At 73.6% G+C, this 19,177-nt stretch carries 17 protein-coding genes; 5 read left to right on the top strand and 12 right to left on the bottom strand.

Going from position 1 to position 19,177, the window contains the following annotated elements:
• Window positions 1–67 precede the first annotated feature (67 nt).
• Window positions 68–580 (bottom strand): polyadenylate-specific 3'-exoribonuclease AS, encoded by a 513-nt coding sequence (locus AB0A74_RS20545; RefSeq protein ID WP_358251534.1) that lies wholly within the window; start codon window positions 578–580, stop codon window positions 68–70.
• 46 nt (window positions 581–626) lie between these two features.
• Window positions 627–1,343, bottom strand: coding sequence for a lysophospholipid acyltransferase family protein (locus AB0A74_RS20540; protein ID WP_358251533.1), 717 nt, complete (start codon window positions 1,341–1,343; stop codon window positions 627–629).
• 196 nt (window positions 1,344–1,539) lie between these two features.
• On the opposite strand from AB0A74_RS20540, the gene AB0A74_RS20535 reads away from it, so the two are divergent.
• On the top strand, window positions 1,540–2,007 hold the full coding sequence (locus tag AB0A74_RS20535; protein ID WP_358251532.1) for a hypothetical protein: 468 nt from the start codon (window positions 1,540–1,542) through the stop codon (window positions 2,005–2,007).
• 32 nt (window positions 2,008–2,039) lie between these two features.
• On the opposite strand, the gene AB0A74_RS20530 is transcribed toward AB0A74_RS20535, so the two are convergent.
• The 6 genes from AB0A74_RS20530 to AB0A74_RS20505 all read right to left on the bottom strand — a co-directional run bounded on the left by AB0A74_RS20530 (window position 2,040) and on the right by AB0A74_RS20505 (window position 6,287).
• Window positions 2,040–3,011, bottom strand: coding sequence for an ROK family glucokinase (locus AB0A74_RS20530; protein ID WP_358251531.1), 972 nt, complete (start codon window positions 3,009–3,011; stop codon window positions 2,040–2,042).
• Window positions 3,005–3,328, bottom strand: a complete 324-nt coding sequence (locus AB0A74_RS20525; RefSeq protein WP_358251530.1) for a hypothetical protein — start codon at window positions 3,326–3,328, stop codon at window positions 3,005–3,007. Before AB0A74_RS20525 ends, AB0A74_RS20530 begins: the two co-directional genes overlap by 7 nt.
• Entirely contained in the window at window positions 3,328–4,518 is a 1,191-nt protein-coding gene (locus AB0A74_RS20520) for an ArsA family ATPase (protein WP_358251529.1), read from the bottom strand. The genes AB0A74_RS20525 and AB0A74_RS20520 overlap by 1 nt, the downstream gene beginning before the upstream one ends.
• Window positions 4,515–4,952 (bottom strand): SRPBCC family protein, encoded by a 438-nt coding sequence (locus AB0A74_RS20515; protein ID WP_358251613.1) that lies wholly within the window; start codon window positions 4,950–4,952, stop codon window positions 4,515–4,517. Before AB0A74_RS20515 ends, AB0A74_RS20520 begins: the two co-directional genes overlap by 4 nt.
• A gap of 154 nt (window positions 4,953–5,106) precedes the next feature.
• Window positions 5,107–5,895, bottom strand: a complete 789-nt coding sequence (locus AB0A74_RS20510) for a metallophosphoesterase (protein WP_358251528.1) — start codon at window positions 5,893–5,895, stop codon at window positions 5,107–5,109.
• A gap of 11 nt (window positions 5,896–5,906) precedes the next feature.
• The gene (locus tag AB0A74_RS20505; RefSeq protein ID WP_358251526.1) at window positions 5,907–6,287 is read right to left on the bottom strand and encodes a polyketide cyclase / dehydrase and lipid transport; all 381 of its coding nucleotides are present in this window, start codon (window positions 6,285–6,287) and stop codon (window positions 5,907–5,909) included.
• 111 nt (window positions 6,288–6,398) lie between these two features.
• Between AB0A74_RS20505 and AB0A74_RS20500 the strand changes: the two genes are divergently transcribed.
• Entirely contained in the window at window positions 6,399–8,207 is a 1,809-nt protein-coding gene (locus tag AB0A74_RS20500) for a long-chain fatty acid--CoA ligase (protein WP_358251524.1), read from the top strand.
• A gap of 308 nt (window positions 8,208–8,515) precedes the next feature.
• Window positions 8,516–11,407 carry a BTAD domain-containing putative transcriptional regulator gene (locus AB0A74_RS20495; protein ID WP_358251522.1) on the top strand — a complete coding sequence of 964 codons (2,892 nt, stop codon included), beginning with the start codon at window positions 8,516–8,518 and terminating at the stop codon, window positions 11,405–11,407.
• A 288-nt stretch (window positions 11,408–11,695) separates the two neighbouring features.
• On the opposite strand, the gene AB0A74_RS20490 is transcribed toward AB0A74_RS20495, so the two are convergent.
• The 4 genes from AB0A74_RS20490 to AB0A74_RS20475 form a co-directional block, all read right to left on the bottom strand.
• Window positions 11,696–12,826, bottom strand: a complete 1,131-nt coding sequence (locus AB0A74_RS20490) for a glycosyltransferase family 4 protein (protein WP_358251521.1) — start codon at window positions 12,824–12,826, stop codon at window positions 11,696–11,698.
• Between the two features lie 10 nt (window positions 12,827–12,836).
• Window positions 12,837–14,102: a hypothetical protein gene (locus AB0A74_RS20485; RefSeq protein ID WP_358251519.1), complete on the bottom strand. Its 1,266-nt coding sequence runs from the start codon at window positions 14,100–14,102 to the stop codon at window positions 12,837–12,839.
• Between the two features lie 63 nt (window positions 14,103–14,165).
• A complete protein-coding gene (locus AB0A74_RS20480; protein WP_358251517.1) occupies window positions 14,166–15,200 on the bottom strand; it encodes an NlpC/P60 family protein in 1,035 nt (344 codons plus the stop codon).
• Between the two features lie 306 nt (window positions 15,201–15,506).
• Window positions 15,507–16,787 carry an NYN domain-containing protein gene (locus AB0A74_RS20475; RefSeq protein ID WP_358251611.1) on the bottom strand — a complete coding sequence of 427 codons (1,281 nt, stop codon included), beginning with the start codon at window positions 16,785–16,787 and terminating at the stop codon, window positions 15,507–15,509.
• 182 nt (window positions 16,788–16,969) lie between these two features.
• Between AB0A74_RS20475 and AB0A74_RS20470 the strand changes: the two genes are divergently transcribed.
• Both AB0A74_RS20470 and AB0A74_RS20465 read left to right on the top strand, forming a co-directional pair.
• On the top strand, window positions 16,970–18,685 hold the full coding sequence (locus AB0A74_RS20470; RefSeq protein ID WP_358251515.1) for a DEDD exonuclease domain-containing protein: 1,716 nt from the start codon (window positions 16,970–16,972) through the stop codon (window positions 18,683–18,685).
• 37 nt (window positions 18,686–18,722) lie between these two features.
• Entirely contained in the window at window positions 18,723–19,007 is a 285-nt protein-coding gene (locus tag AB0A74_RS20465) for an Lrp/AsnC ligand binding domain-containing protein (protein WP_309112925.1), read from the top strand.
• Window positions 19,008–19,177 lie beyond the last annotated feature (170 nt).

The raw sequence follows: 19,177 nt of genomic DNA, 5'->3' as shown, positions 1-19,177 counted from the left end.
ATCTCTTCGTGGCGTGGGTCACCCAAGACTGACACGACCTGGATCGGTGCAGCAAGGCAGGGTCCACCTAGCGGACGGCGAACCCGCGGCGCAGTCGCTCGGCCTCGATCACCTTCCAGCGGGCGAGGTTGTGGCGGGCGTCGGCGAGGGCGTCGTGGGCGTCGGCGGGCGCCTGCGGCAGGCGGGGCTTGCCGACGTCCTCCCAGCGCTGCCGCAGGTCCCGGGTGAACCGGGGCAGGCAGCGCGGCAGCGCCGGCATCGGACCCCACAGCTGGGCCAGGGCGACGTGGTCGTAGGCGGCGAACCACGCCCACAGCTCGATGTCGTCCCGGTTGGCCTTCGGTCCGCCGAGGAACTCCAGCAGGTCGCGCCGGATGCGCTCGCGGCTGCGCCACGCCTTGTCCGCGGGCGGCGGCAACTGGTTGAGCACGTTGGCCCGCACCCACGGGCCGGCCTTGTCCGGGTCGAACTCGGTCGAGACTGCGTAGAACTCGCGGCCTTCCTCGTCGACGACGCCGATGGAGACGAGGTCGATGGTCACCCCGTCTTCGATGAACTCACAGTCGTAGAAGAACCGCACCCGCCAACCTTAGGGGTGCCCGCCGGCGACCCCGAGCCCGGCTCGATCAGCCCGCCTTCGTCTCGGGCAGCCGGTCCGCGTCGGACGCCGGTTGCTCCTTGGCCTTGGCGGCGTAGACGTCCACGTACTCCTGGCCGGACAGCTCCATCAGGGCGTACATGATCTCGTCGGTGATCGAGCGCAGCACGAACCGGTCCCCGGACAGCCCGGCGTAGCGGGAGAAGTCCAGCGGCTTGCCGATCTTGATCCGGATCGGGTACGGCTTCCACATCCTGGAGCCGATCGGGTTGGCCTTGTCGGTGCCGAACATCGCGACCGGGATGACCGGGGCGCCCGACTCCAGCGCGATCCACGCGACGCCGACCTTGCCCTTGTAGAGGCGGCCGTCGGGCGAGCGGGTGCCCTCGGGGTAGATGCCCAGCAGCTTGCCCTCGCGGACGATGCGCACGCCGGTGTCCAGCGCCGCCTGCGCGGCCGACGCGCTGGACCGGTCGATCGGCACCTGGCCGACGCCGGAGAAGAACCAGCGCTGGAAGGCGCCCTTGAGGCCCTTGCCGGTGAAGTACTCGATCTTGGCGGGGAACGTGACCCGCCGGGAGAGCTTCAGCGGGAGGAAGAACGAGTCGGAGACCGCCAGGTGGTTGGAGGCGAGGATCGCCCCGCCCTCCTTCGGGATGTTCTCGGCGCCCTCGATGATCTTCGGTCGGAAGAACAGGTTCAACAGTGGCCCGAGAAAGATGTGTTTCATCAACCAGTAGAGCACCGCTGGGAGCGCCTCCTCGACGTGCTTCTCTTCCCCGGCGGCCAGCGTACGGATGCGACCGCACCAGGCACAACGAAGACCCGCGTTCAGGCGGTACGGTCGCAAGTCCCACCGGTCGCCGTAATCCGCAACACAACGGGCTCGTGGGACGATGAACCCTGGCAGAGGACGCGCCTGGAGGGGTTGGAACACGCCGATGAACTCCCGACGGGACTCGACGGACGGCCCGGAGGACGTGGACGCCGCGTTCGCCGAGATCGTGGCCGGGCTCGAACGCGAAGGCGTGGGCCGGACGTGGTCCGAGCCCGACGACGACGCGTTCGACGTCGACGACGCCGAAGCCGAACCCGTCAAGCCCACGCGGCCGGAGGGGCAGCCGGCCGTGGCCACGGCCGACGACGACGAGGACGACGACCCGGACGACCACTTCGTGCCGCCGGAACCGCCTCCGCTGCCCGCTCTGCGTGCCGGCACGATCGCCGCCCTCCTCCTCATGCTGCTCGGCGTGGTCCTCCTGGTCGCACCGGGCCTGTTCGGCCTGACGGCCGGCATCGGCACCCCGCTGGCCCTGATCGTGCTGTGTTCGGGCGCCGGTTGGCTGGTGCTCCGCATCCGCAACGGCCCTCCGCAGGACTCCGGGTGGGACGACGGGGCGGTCCTGTAGAGCGTTCCCCGGACCCGGCGCGCCGAACCGCGTCAGCGCCTGCCGTTGCGCGTCGAACGGGCAGGTGCCAACTCCCGGGCCAACGTCGCCACCCCGACGATGCCGGCGTCATCGCCCAGTTGCGCCGTCCGGATTCGGGAAAGTGGCCGGTGCCCCGCGCCGGTCACCACCGCCGCGTACCGCTCGCGCGCGTCGTCCAGGAACAGCGGCGCGGACTCCGACACCCCGCCGCCGATCACGACCACCTCGGGGTCGTAGACGTCGGCCACCAGCGCCAGGCCCTCGCCCAGCCACCGCGCCAGGTCGGCCATCGCGCGCTTCGCGAGCGGGTCGCCGTCGCGGGCCGCCGCCGCCACCCGCCGACCGGTCACCGCCCGCGAGTCGCCCAGCGCCTCGCGCGCCATCAGGGTCGAGACCCCGGGGTGCCGCGCCAGCAGCTCCACCGCGGTCGTGGTCAGCGCCGTCCCGGAGCAGTACCGCTCCCAGCACCCGTTCTTGCCGCACGGGCAGGGCCGCCCGTCCGGCACCAGCCGCAGGTGCCCCAGCTCCGGCGCGACGCCGTGCGCGCCGCGGAACACCTCGCCGTCGATCAGCAACGCGCCGCCGATGCCGGTCCCGATCGCGACCAGCGCCGCGATCCGGGCGCCGCGCGCCGCGCCGAACCGGTGCTCGGCCAGCGCCGCCGCGTTGGCGTCGTGCTCCAGCACCACCGGCAGCCCGACCCGCTGGGCGATCCGGTCCGCCACCGGGGCCTGGCGCCACGCCAGGTGCGGCGCGAACCGCACGGTCCGCCGGTCCGGCGCGACGAACCCGGCCACCGCCAGCCCGACCGCGGACACCTTGTGCCGGGACGCGACCTCGGCGACCGCGGCCCCGATCGCCTCCTCCAACGCCTCCTCGCCCGACGGCGTGGCGGCCCGCGCGGTGTCCAGCACGGCCCCGTCGGCGTCGACCACCCCGGCCCGCACGCTGGTCCCGCCGACGTCGACACCGACGGTCAGCAAGGCGAGGACTTCCGCACCACGGGGATGCGCTGCACCCGCGGCCCGTCCTCGGCGGGGCGCTCCGGCGGCGCGGGCTCGGGCTCGGCCAACGCCGCCCGCAGCACCGCGATCAACCCGGCCACGTGCTCGGCGGCCTTGGCCGCCAGCTCCGACCGCTCCCCGCGCGCCAACGCCACCGCGTTGCACAGCGGGCACCACCCGCACGTGCCCGGGTCGTGCTCACCGGCCTCCCCGGACAGCCGGTGCAGCCACGGTTGGGCGCGCTCGGCGGCGGCGTCGAGCAGCAGGCGCAGTTCTTCGGCGAGCTTGGGGTCCATCACCGCATCCAGAGGTCGGGGTCGGGGCGGAACCGCACCGCCAACCCGGTGTCGTCCAGTTCCGCGCCGACCACCACGCACCGCCGCAGCAACGACGGCAGCGCGACCAGTTTGCGCCGCCCGTCCACGGTCACCGCGAGGTCGTCGCCCACGCGCACCAGATCCAGGTCCGAATCCCCCACCGCCACGGCCAGCCGCAGCTCGTACTCGTCGTCCACCCGCACGACGTCCACCAGCGGCCCCTCCGCCGCCGCGCCCTCCAGCGGGTCGCCGTCGCCGTAGAGGGCGGCGGCGATCTCCAGCAGCGCCGGCAGCCCGACCGGCTCGCCCGCCCGGTGCTCGACCGTCCGCACGGCGCCGAGGTCGGCCAGCGACGCCAGCACCGCGTCCTGCTCGGCCCGCCGGGTCCGCAGCCACGTCGCCGCCGCGCCGCGCGCCGCGCCGGGGTGCGGCACGAGCCGGTTGGCCACCACGCCGTCCACCCGGATGCCCTGCAACGCCAGCGCGGTCACCGTCCGCCGCGTCTCGGCCGCGACCACCCGCTCGGGCGTGAGCACCAGCCGCACGCTCGTGGCGGGCGAGGTCAGCAGCACGCGCAGCTGCTCCAGGCTCTCCGCGAGCCGCCCGAGCGCGTCCGCGGTGGCGTCCCAGCGCTCGACCGACGTGCTGCCCGCCAGGCCCGCCAGCAGCCCGCGCACCACGCGCCGGTGCGTCGGGAACAGCCGTTCCAGGTAGGACCCGAGCGCCTCGGGCAGCGCCAGCAGCCGCAGCGTCTCGGCGGTCGGCCCGCAGTCCACGACCACGACGTCCCACGGCCCGGTCCCGACCAGCCGCCGCACCTCGGCCAGCGCCAGCAGCTCCTCCACGCCCGGCAGGACGGTCAGCTCCTCGGCGGCCAGCTCGTCCACGCCCGCGCCCGCGAGCACCGTGCGCAGGTGGCCGCGCAGCTCGCGCCACGCGTCGTCGACCAGCGCGCGGGGGTCGATCTGGGCGGCGTGCAGCCCGCCGTCCACCTCGGCCACCGCGCCGCCCAGCGGCACGCCGAACGCGTCGCCCAGCGAGTGGGCCGGGTCGGTGGACACGACCAGCGCCTTGCGCCCGCCGGCGGCCAGCGCGGCGGCGGTAGCGGCGGCCAGGGTCGTCTTGCCGACCCCGCCCTTACCGGTGAACAGCAGCAGGCGCGCGCTCATCCAGCGTTTTCCACCCGGCGCTTGAGCTCCTTCAACGCGGTGTCCATGATCATCTTCTCCGCCTTGCGGCGGAACAGGCCGATCATCGGCACGACCAGCTGCACCGACAGCGTGTAGGTGACCTCGGTCGAGCCGCCGCGCGGCGTGAAGGCGTAGCTGCCCTCCTGGGACTTCTGCATCTGCCCCTTGACCAGGTGCCACGAGACCCGCTGCTCGGACCACCGGTCGTAGGCCAGCACGTACTCGTCCTTGATCGGCCCCTGGTCGATGTTGAACTTGACCTGCGCCGCGTACCCGTCCGCCCCGGTCTCCAGCACCTCGGTGCGCTTCACGCCGTTGGCCCACTCGGGGTAGGCGGCGAAGTCGGCGATCACCGCGACGATCTTCGCGGGATCAGCGTCGATCACGATGGACTGGGTGGACTCGTCGGCCATGTCGGGCAGGCTAACAGTGTTGAACTGCCGCGACTCCGTCGCGGCGGCTCGGCCGCCCGGGGGTCGGCTCATCGCGTGGCCTTTCCCGCCGATCGGAAAAGCTGATCGGCGGGAAAGGCCACGCGACAAGCCGACGGCGGCCTCACGGTCCTCGTCACCATCGCAACACGTGGGGCGTGCCGCTTCGCTGGAAGTGACCAACGTTCACGCACTCCGTCCACCCCACCCGGACCCGCTTCGCCATCGGCTGGTGGACGTGCCCGAACACCGACCACCGCGGCCCGGTCTTCCCGATCATCTCCAGCAGCGACACCGACCCCAACTCGGGCCGCCGCGCCACCACGTCGTAGGTCAGCTCGGCCACCGCCGGCGGCACGTGCGTGCACAGGACGTCCACCTCGCCCAGCCCGGCCAGCGCCGCCCCGAACTCGTCGTCCGTGCGCAGGTACGGGTACCACGGCGCGCCCGGCCGCCGCACGTGCCCCGGCGACCTGATCGCCCCGCCGGCGAACCCGAACCGCAGCCCGCCGATGTCCACCGACTCGCCGTCGAGCACGTGCACGCCCTCGCGCGCGAACGACGGCCACAGGTCGGGGCTGTCGACGTTGCCCGGCGTGGCGTAGGTCGGGGCGCTCATCGCCGCGAACAGCTCGGCGTACTGCTCCAGCACGGCCTCGCGCACGACGGACTCGGCGTCGTCCAGGCTGTCCCACAGCGACCGCATGTAGTGGACGGTCTCCATGCCCATCCGGCCGCGCCGCAGCCGCGCGAACACCTCGACCTTCTCCGGCCCGAACACCCGGCCGAGGATGCCCTTGCCGTGGTCGTAGTAGTCGACGAAGTCGACCAGGTCCCCCAGGACCACCAGCGCGTCCGCGCCGTCGCCCGCCCGGGCGAGGGCCTCGGCGTTGCCGTGGACGTCCGAGACGACATGTACCCGCACAACCACCGAATTTACGGCAGCGCCGGCGCCACCCCGGGCGGCCGGCCGCCTTCCAGGGCCAGCTTGAGGCCCAGCGAGACCTCCTTGGCGGCCAACTGGCGGCGGCGCACCTCCTGCCGGACCCGCTTGGGCGTCGCCTCGCCGCGGAGGTCGGCCCGCAGGAAGTAGTGCAGGAGCGTCCCGTCGAGCACCGGCTCCAACCACACCTCCATCGTTCCGACCAACGCCCCCGCCACCGTCCAGCGCAGTCCCTGGATGCCCCGATCGAGGTAGACGTCCAGAATGAGGTCGGGCCAGTACCGCGCCCAGTCGGAGGGGTCGGCGAAGGCCCCCGCGACCACCTCGGGAGGCACTGCGAGGAACGTCTCGTCCACCACGTCAACGCTCGGCACGGGTGGGAAGAGTGCCACGACACGGTCACGGAACAGTCCGCCGGCCTGTTTATCGCCGGAATCACACGCTAAGTTGCCTCACCGGTAACAAACAACCGTCCGGAGGTTGACGTGCGCGAGTTCAGCGTCCCGGCCACAGCGACCGTGGCCGCCGAGGAGAACCTCACCGACATGGTGTGGGCCAACGCGGAGCGCTTCGGCAACGCCGTCAGTTTCCGCCGCCGCGTCGACGGGACCTGGGTGGACGTGACCGCCCGCGACTTCGCCGCCCAGGTGCTGGCGGTCGCGAAGGGCCTGATCGCGGCGGGCCTGCAGCCCGGCGAGCGGGTGGGTCTGATGTCGAAGACCCGCTACGAGTGGACCCTGCTCGACTTCGCCATCTGGCAGGCGGGCGGCGTGACCGTGCCGATCTACGAGACCTCCTCGGCCGAGCAGGTCGAGTGGATCCTGTCCGACTCCGCGGCCAAGGCCGTGGTCGTGGAGACCCCGGCGCACCGCGCGACCGTCGACTCCGTCGTCGCGGGCCTGCCCGAGGTGCGCAACGTGTGGACCCTCGACGGTCCCAACGCGGACTCGGCGGGCGCGATCGACGAGCTGACCGCCCTGGGCGCGTCGGTGACCGACGACGACGCCCGCGCGCGGCGCAAGGAGGTCGGCGCGGACGACACGGCGACGATCGTCTACACCTCCGGCACCACCGGCAAGCCCAAGGGCTGCGAGCTGACCCACCGCAACCTGCTGTCCGAGGTGCGCGCCGACATCGCCGCGTTCCCGCAGCTCATGCAGGCCGGCAGCTCCCTGCTGGTGTTCCTGCCGCTGGCGCACATCCTGGCCCGCGCGATCGCCCTGTGCGGCGTCTACACGCGCGTGACGCTGGGCCACACCGCGGACGTGAAGAACCTGGTCGAGGACCTCCAGTCGTTCCGGCCGACCTTCGTGGTGGCCGTGCCGCGCGTGTTCGAGAAGGTCTACAACGGCGCGAAGCAGAAGGCGCACGCCGCCGGCAAGGGCAAGATCTTCGACGCCGCCGAGGCGACCGCCGTCGCCTACAGCCAGGCGCAGTCCAACGGCGGCGCGGGCCTGGGCCTGAAGGTCAAGCACGCGCTGTTCGCCAAGCTCGTCTACTCCAAGCTCCAGGCGGCGCTGGGCGGCCGGTGCATCGCCGCGGTGTCCGGCGGCGCACCGCTGGGCGAGCGGCTGGCGCACTTCTTCCGCGGCGTCGGCGTGCCGGTGCTGGAGGGCTACGGCCTGACCGAGACCAGCGCGGCGGCGTGCGTGAACACCGAGTCGGCGTTCCGGGTGGGCACCGTCGGCCGGCCGGTCGCGGGCACGTCGGTGCGCATCGGCGAGGACGGCGAGATCCTGATCAAGGGCGAGATCGTGTTCCGGTCCTACTGGAACAACGAGACCGCGACCGCGGAGGCCCTGGAGGACGGCTGGTTCCACACCGGCGACCTGGGCGAGCTGGACGACGAGGGCTACCTGAAGATCACCGGCCGGAAGAAGGAGATCATCGTCACCGCCGGCGGCAAGAACGTCTCCCCCGCCGTGCTGGAGGACCGCCTCCGGGCGCACCCGCTGATCAGCCAGTGCATGGTCGTCGGCGACGCGCAGCCGTTCATCGGCGCGCTGATCACCATCGACCCGGAGTTCTTCCCGGCGTGGAAGGAGCAGAACGGCAAGCCGGCGTCGGCCACGGTCGCGGACCTGATCGACGACGACACGCTGCGCGGGACGATCCAGGCCGCTGTGGACGAGGCCAACCAGGCGGTGTCCAAGGCGGAGGCGATCAAGAAGTTCCGCATCCTGCCGGTGGACTTCACCGAGGCCGGCGGCGAGATGACCCCGAGCCTCAAGCTGCGCCGCGCGGTCGTCGCCAGCACGTACAAGCAGGACATCGAGGCCATCTACTCGGCCTGACCGGCCGACCGGTCCCGTCGACCGCACGAGGTGGGCGGGACCGCGGTCGGAAGTCGTGCCAATTGAGACCGTGGCGGTGTGATCGGCGCTACAGTGGCCCGGGAACAGACGAGTGGCCCGCACCGAGCCCGGTGCGGGCCACTCGACCCCCAGTGTTCGTTATCCGCTGGCGCGGATTCGAGAAGTTCTGTTGTCCCGGTCCCCCAACCGGGACGTGCTCAAGACTGCCGGAGCGCGCTGTCGTATCGCTGACGCGGCGATGACTCGTGCCGTCAGCGGCCACGCGCGGAGGGCGGGGAACGGACGGGATGGCTGTCGGGTCGGGTCCGTGGTTCGGGCTGCTCGGCCCCCTCGACGTGCGCATGGGCGACCGACCCGTGCCGGTGCGCGCCGGCAAGCACCGGGCGTTGCTCGCGGCGTTGTCGCTGCGTGCGGGTCGGGTCGTGGGCGTCGCTGAGCTGGTCGGGTTCCTGTGGGGCGACGACCCGCCGGCCCGGACGCGGGGCACCCTCCAGACCTACGTCATGCGCCTGCGGCAACTGCTGGGGGACGCTTCGCTCATCCGCACGACCGCCGACGGCTACCGCCTGGTGGTGCCACCGGAGCGGGTTGACGTGCACCGGTTCACCACCGCGGCCGATCTCGCGCGCCGCGCGGCGCTGGCCGGTGAGGCCGCCCGCGCCGCCGACCTCTACGCCGACGCGCTCGCCCTGTGGCGCGGGCCGGCGCTGGTCGACGTGCCGTCCGAGGCGCTGCGCCGCGACGAGGCGACCCGGCTCGCCGAGCGGCTGCTGACCGTCCACGAAGGTCGCAACGACGTCGAACTGGCGCTGGGCCACCACGAGCGCCTGGTGCCGGCCCTGCGCGCGCTGACCGCCGACCACCCGCACCGCGACCGGTTCCGGGCGCAGCTGATGACCGCGCTCTACCGGTGCAGCCGGCAGGCCGAGGCGCTGGAGGCGTTCCGGCAGGCCCCCAACCCCGGTCCCGAGCTGCGCGCGCTGCACCGGGCGATCCTGGTCGGCGACCCGGCGCTGGCCGCCCCGAGCGCGCCGCCCGACCCGGACGTGCCCGACCAGCTGCCGCCGGACGTGCCGGACTTCGCCGGCCGCGCCGACGCCGTCGCCCGCGTCACCGACCTGATCGCCCCGACCGGCACGGCGGTGCCCGTGGTGGCGGTGACCGGCCCGGCGGGCGTCGGCAAGACCGCGCTGGCGGTGCACGTGGCGCACCGGCTGCGCGACCGGTTCCCGGACGGGCGGCTGTACGCGGACCTGCGCGGGTCCGGCCGGGGACCGGCGACGGCGGACGTGCTGACCCGGTTCCTGCGCGCCCTGGGCGTGCCGCCCGAGCAGATCCCGGTGGACCCCGACGAGCAAGGCACCCTGTTCCGCACGCTCCTGGCCGGCCGCCGGATGCTGCTGGTCCTCGACGACGCCGCCGCCCCCGACCGGGTCCGCCCGCTGCTGCCCGGCACGGCCGACTGCCCGGTGCTGGTGACCAGCCGCGACGACCTGCGCGGCCTGATCGCCGTGGACGGCGCCCGCCGGGTCGCCCTGGACGTCCTGTCCCCGGAGGAGTCCCTGGAACTGCTCGGCGACACGGGCCCGGCCGCGCGCGAGCTGGCCGAGCGCTGCGGCGGCCTCCCGCTGACCCTGCGCGTGGCGGCGGCGGCCGGACCCGCGCCCCGGTTCCTGGCCCGCCTGGGCGACCGCGACCCGGTCGAGGCCGCCCTGGACGCCCTGCCCGCCGCCGCGCGCCGGCTGTTCGGCCTGCTGGCCGTCGTCCCCGGCCCGGACACCACCGCCGAGGCCGTCGCGAACGCCGCCGCCCTCCCGGTGGACGCCGCCGCCACCCTGCTCAACCAGCTCGCCGCCGCCCGCCTGGTCCAGGCCCACGGCGGCCGGTACCGCCGCCACGACGCCCTGCCCGGCCACCCGCTCCCCGCCGAGGAGGTCCGCGCGGCCCGCGAACGCCTGCTCCGGTTCTACGTGCGGGCGGTCGACCACTGCGCCGAACTGCTCTACCCGGACCTCATGCGCCTCCCGCCGGCCGACGACACCCCGGTCCACCCGCCCCGCATCGAGACCGCCGCCCAGGCGAGGACGTGGCTGGACGCGGAACGCGCGAACCTGACCGCCGCCATCCGCTCAGCCGCCGAGCAGGGCCCGGCGGACGTCTCCTGGCGCCTGGCCGACGGCCTGCGCGGCTACCTGTGGATCGGCAAGCACGTCACGGAGTGGCTCACCGCCGCCCGCTACGGCCTGGACGCGGCCTCCGCCCACCACGACCGGGCGGGCCAGGCCGCGATGCACCAGAACCTGGGCACCCTGCACTGGCGCCTGGGCGACTTCCCCACCTCGATCGCCCACTACACCCGGGCGGTGGAGCTGCACCGGGCGGCGGGCGACCAGATCTCCGAAGCGGGCGTGCGCGGCAACCTCGGTCTGGTGCGACTGGACGCCGGCGACCTGGCGGGCGCGCGCAACGACCTGGAGACGTGCCTGGCCCTGACCCGCGAGGCGGGCTGCCCGAAGAGCGAGGCGGCGGTCCTGACCGGCCTGGGCGTGCTCGCGATCGACACGGGCGAGCTGGCCGAGGCGGAGGACCTGCTGACCGAGGCCCTGTCCATCAGCACCGAACGCGGCCACCAGGCGTGCCGGATCTCGTCCGAGACCCTGCTCGGCCTGACGCACCGCCTGCGCGGCAACCTGGACGAGGCCCTGTCCCACCTGGACGAGGCCCTGCGCCTGAGCACCGAGGCGGGCTTCCGCGAGGCGACCGCCCGAGCCCTGGAGAACCAGGCCGCGGTCCACCTGGACCTGGGCGCCCCCGACACCGCGCTGGCCCTGGCCAACCGGGCCCTCGCCGAACTGGCCGAGGACGGCGACCAACGCACGACCACGAACGTCCTGGTCGTCCTGGGCGCGATCCACCGGGCCAAGCACGACCTGCGCACCGCGGACGAGCAGTACCAACAGGCCCTGACCAAGGCCCGCCACATCGGCTACCGCTTCGGCGAGGCCAACGCCCTGGTCGGCCTGGCCGGCGTCCGACGCCTGCGCGGCGAACCCGTGGAAGCCAAAGCCCTGGCGACCCGAGCGGCAGACCTGGCCACCACCCACGGCCTGAAACTCATCGAGGCAGCCGCCCGAACCGAACTGGCAACCACCCTCCTAACCCTGGCCACCCACCCCTGACCGAGCCGCGGTAAGCACTCACGGGCTGCCAAGCCACAGGAAGGGCCTCGGTTCGTTCCCCGTACGGCCTGGGCGCAGCCCAACCGCGCTTCAGCCTTCTTTGCAACCACGCTTCACCGGTTGCAAAGAAGGCTGAAGGGTGGTTGCCTCCGGCAGGCCGTACGGGGAACGAACCGACGCCCTTCCACCCCCGGGGGCCTGCCGCGCGGCGAGCGCCGCTTTTAGCTCTTCGCTTTTAGCTCTCCGCTCTCCGCTCTTGATCGTCCGCTCTTCGCTTCCGCTCTTACCTCAGCCGTCGATCAGACCCACCAACCGGGAGGCAAGGTCGTCCCAACGCCACTCCCGGGTAACCCAGTCCCGCCCCGCCTCGCCCATCTTCGCGGTCAACTCCCGATCCGCCAGCAACCGCCCGACCTCAGCCGCCACCGCCGCCACCGCCCGTCCATCCACCACAGCCCCGGTAACCCCATCGCGCACGGTCTCCGGCGCCCCGCCCGACCGCCCAGCCACCACGGGCAACCCGGTAGCCGACGCCTCCAGGTAGACGATCCCCAACCCCTCGACGTCCAACCCGCGCCCCCGCGTCCGGCAGGGCATGGCGAAGACGTCACCGGCGTTGTAGTGCGCCGGCAGTTCGGCCCACGGCACCGACCCCGTGAACACCACGTGCTCCTCGACCCCGACCGAACGCGCCAAGCGCTCCAACGACTTCCGGTACGGCCCGCCGCCCACCAGCAGCAGCGCCGCGTCCGGGGCCAGCCGCCGGATCTCGGGCAACGCCCGGACCAGCACGTCCTGCCCCTTGCGCGGCACCAGGCGGGACACGCACACGACCACCGGCCGGTCGCCCAACCCGTGACGGGCGCGGATCTCCAACCGCGCCACCGGGTCCGGGGCGAACACCGACGTGTCCACACCGGACGGCAGGTGTTCCAGCGCCGCCATCGGGCCGAACGCCGCCGCGAAGCGGGACCTGGTGTAGCGGCTCACGAAGGTGACCACGTCCACCGAGGAACCGATGGCGCGCAACGACTGCCGCGCGGCCGGCAGCATCGACCAGCCCACCTCGTGGCCGTGCGTGGACGCCACGACCCGCGCCGCGCCCGCCTTGCGCAGCCACGGCGTCAGCAGCGCCAACGGGGCCGCCGCGCCGAACCACACCGCCTCGCACCGCTCCGCGCGCATGATGTCCGACGCCCGCTTCACCACGTCCGGGGTGGGCAGCATCAGCGTCCCGGGGTGGCGCACCACGGGGAACGGCTGGGCCGCGTCGAACTCCGGGTGGGAACCGGACGGCGACTCCCACGACGGCGCGTACACCACCAGGTCCGGCAGGCGGGTGGCCAGGGCGTGCAGGTAGGCCTGGATGCCACCGGGCCGGGGCGGGAAGTCATTGGTCACCAGCAGGGTCCGACGCACCCGCCCCACGTTACGGGAAGGCCGCGCGCAGGAACGCCTGCCAGCCCCGCACCAGGCCCGCCACGTCCTCGCCGGTGGCCTCCCGCACCAGGGCGTCCAGGCGTTCCGGCGACACCCGGCCCGCGCCGGCCACGCGGCGGTGCAGCGCGACCAGGCCCGGTTCGCCCAACCGCTGCGCCAGGTACAGGTTCACCGACCACGACTGCTGGTAGGCCAGTTCCATGCCCGGCCCCCGGAAGTCCGCGTCGGCGGGCAGCCGGGTCGGCAGTTCCCGCTGCACCAGGGCGGCCAGCGCCGGCGCGGCCTTGCGCGGCGGCACGTCGCTGCCCCGGTAGCCCACGTAGTCCGCGAAGCCCTCCAGCAGCCACATGGGCGCGCCGTCCACGGTCTCGCCGCGCGCGGCCACGTGCGTGATCTCGTGCCGCAGCAACACCCGCAGCGCGAGCGGGGACAGCACGCTCGCCCCTGTCGGGTTCAGCACGACCCGCTGGCCCTGCGCGGTGTGCGTCTCGGCGTCCACCCGGTCGGCCACCGCCACCCCGGCGATGGACCCGTCGGCGAACCCCGGCCCGACCAGGGCGCGCATCTCCTCGACGTCCGCCGGGATCAGCACGGCCACCTGCCGCGACCACGCCGGGCCCCACACCCGCGTCACCGTGTCCACGGCGGTGTCCAGCTCGGCCAGCACCCGCGCGGCCAGCGGCTCGCCGCCGGGGTGGCTGAGCACGAACCCGCCGGTGCCGGTGAGCACGTGGCACGGCCCGAAGTCCCACGGACCGCGCCAGGTGCGCTTGCCCAGCGGCTCCAGGGCGGTGTCGGAGTGGAGGAACCACCGGTCACCGCGCCGGGTGAACAGGTAGGCCATCGGCTGCGTGCTGGGCACGACGTCCACGCCGCGCAGCCGGTAGGCCAGCCGCACGTCCGGCGCCCACACCTGGTCGGCGGCGGGCGGCGTGATGCCGGCGAGGTTCGTCTCGCCCTCCAGCCGGTACTCCCACTCCCCCAGCGGCACGGCGGCGAGGTTGCGGAACAGCTCCCGCTGCCGGCGGACGAAGTCCGGGTCGGCCCGCGGGTCCAGGTCGGCGGTGAACGCCGCTTCGTCCCGCTCCAACACCGCCCGCGCCCGCCGCTCCAGCAGATCGTGGACGGCTTGCTCACGCGGGTCGGCGACCACAACCGATGGCGCGGGCGTCTCCGCCGGGGTCACGGCCAGCCCGAGCCCGGTCAAGAAGGTCATCGTCACCGCGATGGCCAACAGCACCCGAACGCGCCCCACGACCCTCCCGAAGCCGAACAGGGCCACCCCCGACACGGGGATGGCCCTGTCCAACACTAGCTGTCAGCCCGCGATGCGGCGCATGGCGTAGATCGAGCCCGGGTCCTCCAGGTCCACGATCTTCACCGGCACGCCGTCGGTGGACGCGTGCACCACTCGGGCGTTGTCCACCGCCATGGCGACGTGGTTGCCGCCGTTGTAGATGATCAGGTCGCCCGCGGTGACCTCGCCGCGGCTCACCGGACGGCCGGCGCCGGCCTGGCCGTTGGAGGTGCGCGGGATCGTCACGCCCGCCGACGCGTACGCCTTGGACGTCAGGCCCGAGCAGTCCCACAGGTCCGGGCCGGTCGCGCCGTAGCGGTACATGTCGCCGCGCTGCTCCAGCGCGAACGCCAGCGCCTGACCGGCCGCGCCCGCGGGCACGGCGATGTTGGACATGTCGCCGGGGTTGCGCAGCACGCCCTTCTCCTGGGCGGTCAAGCGGTTGAGCTGGGCCTTGACCTCGGTGATCTGGCCCTCCAGCGCCTCCTGGCGCTTCTTGACGTCCTCGGCGATCTTCGCGGCCTCGTCGGTCGCGTGCTGCGCCTTGGCCTGCGCGTCGGCGGCGCTGGAGCGCGCCTGGTCGGCCGCCTGCACCGCGCCGGACAGCTTGTCCAGGGCCTCGTTGTTGTCCGCCGCCAGCACGCCCAGCGCCGACATGCGGTTGAGGAAGTCCTGCTGCGAGTCGCTGACCAGCAACGCCGAGAGCTGGTTGAACCGCGCGCCCTCGAACGACGCCTCGGTCAGCTTGTCGACCTGGACGCGGAAGGCCTCCTCGTCCTTGCGGGCCTGGTCACCGGCCGCGGCGGCCTGCGCGAGCTGCGCGTTGGCCTGGTCGAGGGCGGCCTGGTTCTTCTCCCGCGCCTCCTCGGCCCGCAGCAGCTCCTCGTTGAGCTTGGTGGCCTCCTCGGCCAGCTCGTTGTACTTCTTCAGCGCGTCGGAAGCCGTGTTCGGCTGCGCACCGGCGGGAACGGGTGCCGTGAGGCCCACCGCAGCGGCGGCCACCGCCGTGGCCGCGATCGCCCCGCGCACACCGCGCTTGAGTCGTTGCGACGCCACAGTCGCGTGTCACTCCTAACGGGTCTTCAACCGCCTACCGGACGGGCACGCGCACGCGCGGCTACCCGACAGTCCCGAACTCGCTTGGACCGGCTCGGCACCCCGACAGGCCGATTCGGCGGTGAACTCGCGTCGCCGCCCAGGCTGGACGGCTGCCCGCCGCGAGATCTCGGCCAGGTTACGAAAGGTGAGGCCCCACGTCCAGCCACGGGGTCCGGAAAACCGTTCCCCTTGACCGATTTCCCCGAACGGCCCACCGTTGACCTCGGGGTGTGACCGCCCGTGGTGTGAAAAACACGACGCGTGTCACACCCGGCCCAACCGGGCCAGCAGCACCGCCGAGGGCACGGGGTGCGCGCCCCGCCGCCGGACGGAGTCCGCCACCGCCCGGTCGGAGGTCACCACGACCACCGGACGGCCCTCCGGCTCGGCCGTCACCAGCGCGCGGATCACGTCGTCGGCCAGCACGCCGGGGTCGCTGAACAGCACCCGCACCCCGCGCGGCGCGCTGGTCGGCACGGCCACCACGCCCGCGCCGTCGAACACCAGCGTCACCTCGGCCCCGGTGCGCGCGGCCAGGACGGCGAGCTGGTGCACCAGCCGGTCGCGCTGGTCGGACAGCGACAGCTCCGGGTAGCCGGTCTTGGTGACGTTGTAGCCGTCCACGATCAGGTGCACGGCGGGCAGCGCCAGCAGCCGGTCCAGCGCCGCCGGGTCCTCCACCCGGCCCACCGCGCCCTGCGCCGCGCTCGCGCCCCGCACCAGGTCCGCCGGGCGCGGTCCCGCGCCGCCCAGCGCCAGTTCCCGGCGCAGGCCGTTGACCGCGCCGTCGAGGGTGTCCACCAGCAGCGCCAGCCGGACCTCGTCGGCCTGGCGGGCCTCCTTGGCGGACTGGCGGGCCACCTCGGCGTCGGCCTCGGCCCGCTGCGCCTTGGCCCGCTCGTTCTCGGCGCGCTCGCGTTCGCGGTCGCGTTCGGCGGCCAGCCTGCGCACCTCGTCCTCCGCCGCCGCGCGCACCCGTTCGGCCTGGGCCTTGGCCGCCTCGGCGGCGTCCTTGGCCTCGCGCAGCCGCACGCCCTGCTCGCGCAGGCGCTTGCGCAGCCGTTCCAGCTCGACGTCGGCCTCCTCGCGGATCTTGTCCGCGATCCCGGTCGACTCGGCGCGCTCGGCCTTGAGCCGCTCCAGCTCCTGCTCCAGCCGTTCGGCGCGCTGCACGGCGGTGTCGCGCTCGCTCCGCAGGTGGGCCTCGGTGGCGCGACGGGTGACCAGCTCGACGTAGTGCGGCGCGACCTCCTCGTTCTGCAGGATCGCCGCCGCGCCCGCCGCGACCGGGTCCGGCGCGGTGGTCTCCAGCGCGGCCGGCCGGTTGCGCCGCAACCACTCCACCACGGCGGCGCGGAACGTGGACGAGTTCCGCAACCCGCTGAGCAGCACCGCCGCGCCCAACCGGGCCCGCTTGGTCGGCGCGAACCGCGCGACCGCCCGCAACTGCTGCGGCACGTCGACTTTCGCCAGGTCGCCGAGCGCGTCGGCGCTGAGCTCCGCCAGCCGGGCGCGCAGCGGCTCCGGCAGCACCCCCCAGTCCACAGTGGACTCGACGGGCGCGTCCGGCTCTCCGGTCTCCCCGGTGACGGGCTCGTCGGCGGGCGCTATCGGGTCTTGCACCCGTACAGGGTATGGCCCCGCCCGACCCCGCACCGACCGCGTCTCACCTGCGACTCCACGGAGTGGTCATTTTCTGTCGGTCCCCACCGCTAGGGTGCGTTCCGATGACCACCACGGCCCCGTCCCAGCTCTCGTTCGACGAGTTGGGCACCCCGTTGCGCGACACCACCTTCGTGGTGTTCGACCTGGAGACCACGGGGGGCAGCAACACCGAGGACGCCGTCACCGAGATCGGCGCGGTGAAGGTGCGGGGTGGCGAAGTGCTCGGCACGTTCTCCACGCTGGTCGATCCCGAACGTGGTATCCCGCCGCAGGTCGTGGCCCTGACCGGGATCACCCAGGTCATGGTCACCGGCGCGCCGCGCCTCGCCACCGTGCTGCCCGCGTTCCTGGAGTTCGCCGCCGGCGCGGTGCTGGTCGCCCACAACTCCGGCTTCGACGTCGGGTTCATCAAGGCCGCGTGCGAGCGGCACGGGTACCGGTGGCCGAAGCCGACCGTGGTGTGCACGGTGAAGCTCGCCCGGCGGGTGCTGTCCCGCGACGAGGCCCCGAGCTGCCGGCTGTCCGCGCTGGCCCAGCTGTTCAACGTCTCGACGATCCCCAACCACCGGGCGCTGACCGACGCCCAGGCCACCGTCGAGGTGCTGCACCACCTGCTGGAGCGCGTCGGCAACCTCGGCGTGCACTCGCTGGAGGAATTGCTCGCCTACCTGCCCGAGGTGACGCCCGAGCAGCGGCGCAAGCGGCACATGGCCGCGCACCTGCCGTCCGAACCGGGCGTCTACCTGTTCCGGGGGCCGAGCGAGGAGGTCCTCTACGTCGGCACCGCGTCCGACCTCCGAAGACGGGTCCGGCAGTACTTCACCGCCTCCGAGGGCCGCCGGCGGCTGCGCGAGATGGTGGCGCTGGCCGTCCGGGTGGACGGGATCGTGTGCGCCCACCCGCTGGAGGCGGAGGTCCGCGAACTGCGCCTGATCACCGCGTACAAGCCGGCGTACAACCGGAAGTCCAAGAACCAGGCCGGCTCGTGGTGGCTGACCCTGACCGACGAGGCGTTCCCCCGCCTGTCCCTGGTCCGCACGCCGCGCGCGGGCGCGATCGGCCCGTTCCGCTCCCGCCGCCAGGCCGAGACGGCGCTGGACGCCCTCCTGGACGCGGTCCCCCTGCGCTCGTGCTCCCAACGCATCTCCGCCCGCCGCCCGACCGGCACCCCGTGCGCCCGCTTCGAGATGGGCCGCTGCAAGGCCCCGTGCGCCGGCCTCCAGTCGGTGGACGAGTACACCCCGGCCGTGACCGCCCTGCGCGCGCTGGTCGCGGGCCGGGACACCGCCCCGTTGCGGGTGATGGCCACCCACCTGGACGTGCTCTCCGACGTCCACCGCTTCGAGGACGCCGCCACCCACCGCGACCGCCTGGCGTCCCTGGTCAGGGCCTTGGATCGAGGTCAACGCCTGGCCGGCCTGGCCGCGCTGCCCCAACTGGTGGCCGCACGACCGGACGGCGAGGGCGGCTGGCAGTTCGCCGTGGTCCGCCACGGCAGGCTCGCCTCCGCCGGCGTGGCCAAACGCGGCATCCGCCCGATGCCGGTCGTGGACGCCCTGGTCGCAGCGGCGGAGACGGTGGTCCCCGGCGAAGGCCCCCTCTTCGGCGCGCCCCCGGAGGAAACCGGCGTCATCCTCCGCTGGCTGGACCGCCCCGGCACCCGTCTCGTCTACTGCGACCAGCCCTGGTCGTCCCCGGCCCACGCGGCGGCGACGTGGCGCGCGTGGGTGGAACGCGCGGAAGCCGGCCGAGATCTCTACCGGGACCCGGCCCACTAGCATGTGGACCACCGTCGACATGACCAGGAGGACCGCCGTGATCACCGCGATCGTGTTGATCCAGGCCGCCGCCGAGACCATCCCGGACGCGGCACAGGCGATCGCCGACATCGAGGGCGTCACGGAGGTGTACTCGTGCGCCGGCGACGTGGACCTGATCGCCCTGGTGAAGGTCGCCAAGCACGAGGACCTGGCCGACCTGGTGCCGGGCCGAATCTCGAAGGTCCCCGGCGTGCTGAACACGGACACCCACATCTCGTTCCGGTCTTATTCGAAGCGGGACACCGAGGCAGCCTTCGAAGTCGGCCTCGAAGACGCCTGACAACGCACCCCCGCCGCGCACCCCCGCCGCGCACCCCCGCCGCGCACCCCCGCCGCGCACCACTCCGCGCGAAGCGCGGCGCTCTTCGCCGCGCAGCGGCGTGCTTTTGGTTCGGGCTCCCAGCCACAAGGGGCCTTCGTGTTCCCCACCGTATGACCTGCCCGAAGGGC

The organism is Saccharothrix sp. NPDC042600, from assembly GCF_040647305.1.
GTDB classification, from domain to species: Bacteria; Actinomycetota; Actinomycetes; order Mycobacteriales; family Pseudonocardiaceae; genus Actinosynnema; species Actinosynnema mutabilis.
The sequence above is the reverse complement of the archived record's forward strand: the minus strand, read 5'-3'. Positions and strand labels throughout refer to the sequence as shown.

What these genes read in the sequence shown, in the direction of transcription:
- AB0A74_RS20535 (WP_358251532.1), top strand. Translation starts at nt 1,540, where the DNA reads ATGAACTCCCGACGGGACTCGACGGACGGCCCGGAGGACGTGGACGCC.
- AB0A74_RS20525 (WP_358251530.1), bottom strand. Translation starts at nt 3,328, where the DNA reads ATGGACCCCAAGCTCGCCGAAGAACTGCGCCTGCTGCTCGACGCCGCC.
- AB0A74_RS20520 (WP_358251529.1), bottom strand. Translation starts at nt 4,518, where the DNA reads ATGAGCGCGCGCCTGCTGCTGTTCACCGGTAAGGGCGGGGTCGGCAAG.
- AB0A74_RS20515 (WP_358251613.1), bottom strand. Translation starts at nt 4,952, where the DNA reads ATGGCCGACGAGTCCACCCAGTCCATCGTGATCGACGCTGATCCCGCG.
- AB0A74_RS20495 (WP_358251522.1), top strand. Translation starts at nt 8,516, where the DNA reads ATGGCTGTCGGGTCGGGTCCGTGGTTCGGGCTGCTCGGCCCCCTCGAC.
- AB0A74_RS20470 (WP_358251515.1), top strand. Translation starts at nt 16,970, where the DNA reads ATGACCACCACGGCCCCGTCCCAGCTCTCGTTCGACGAGTTGGGCACC.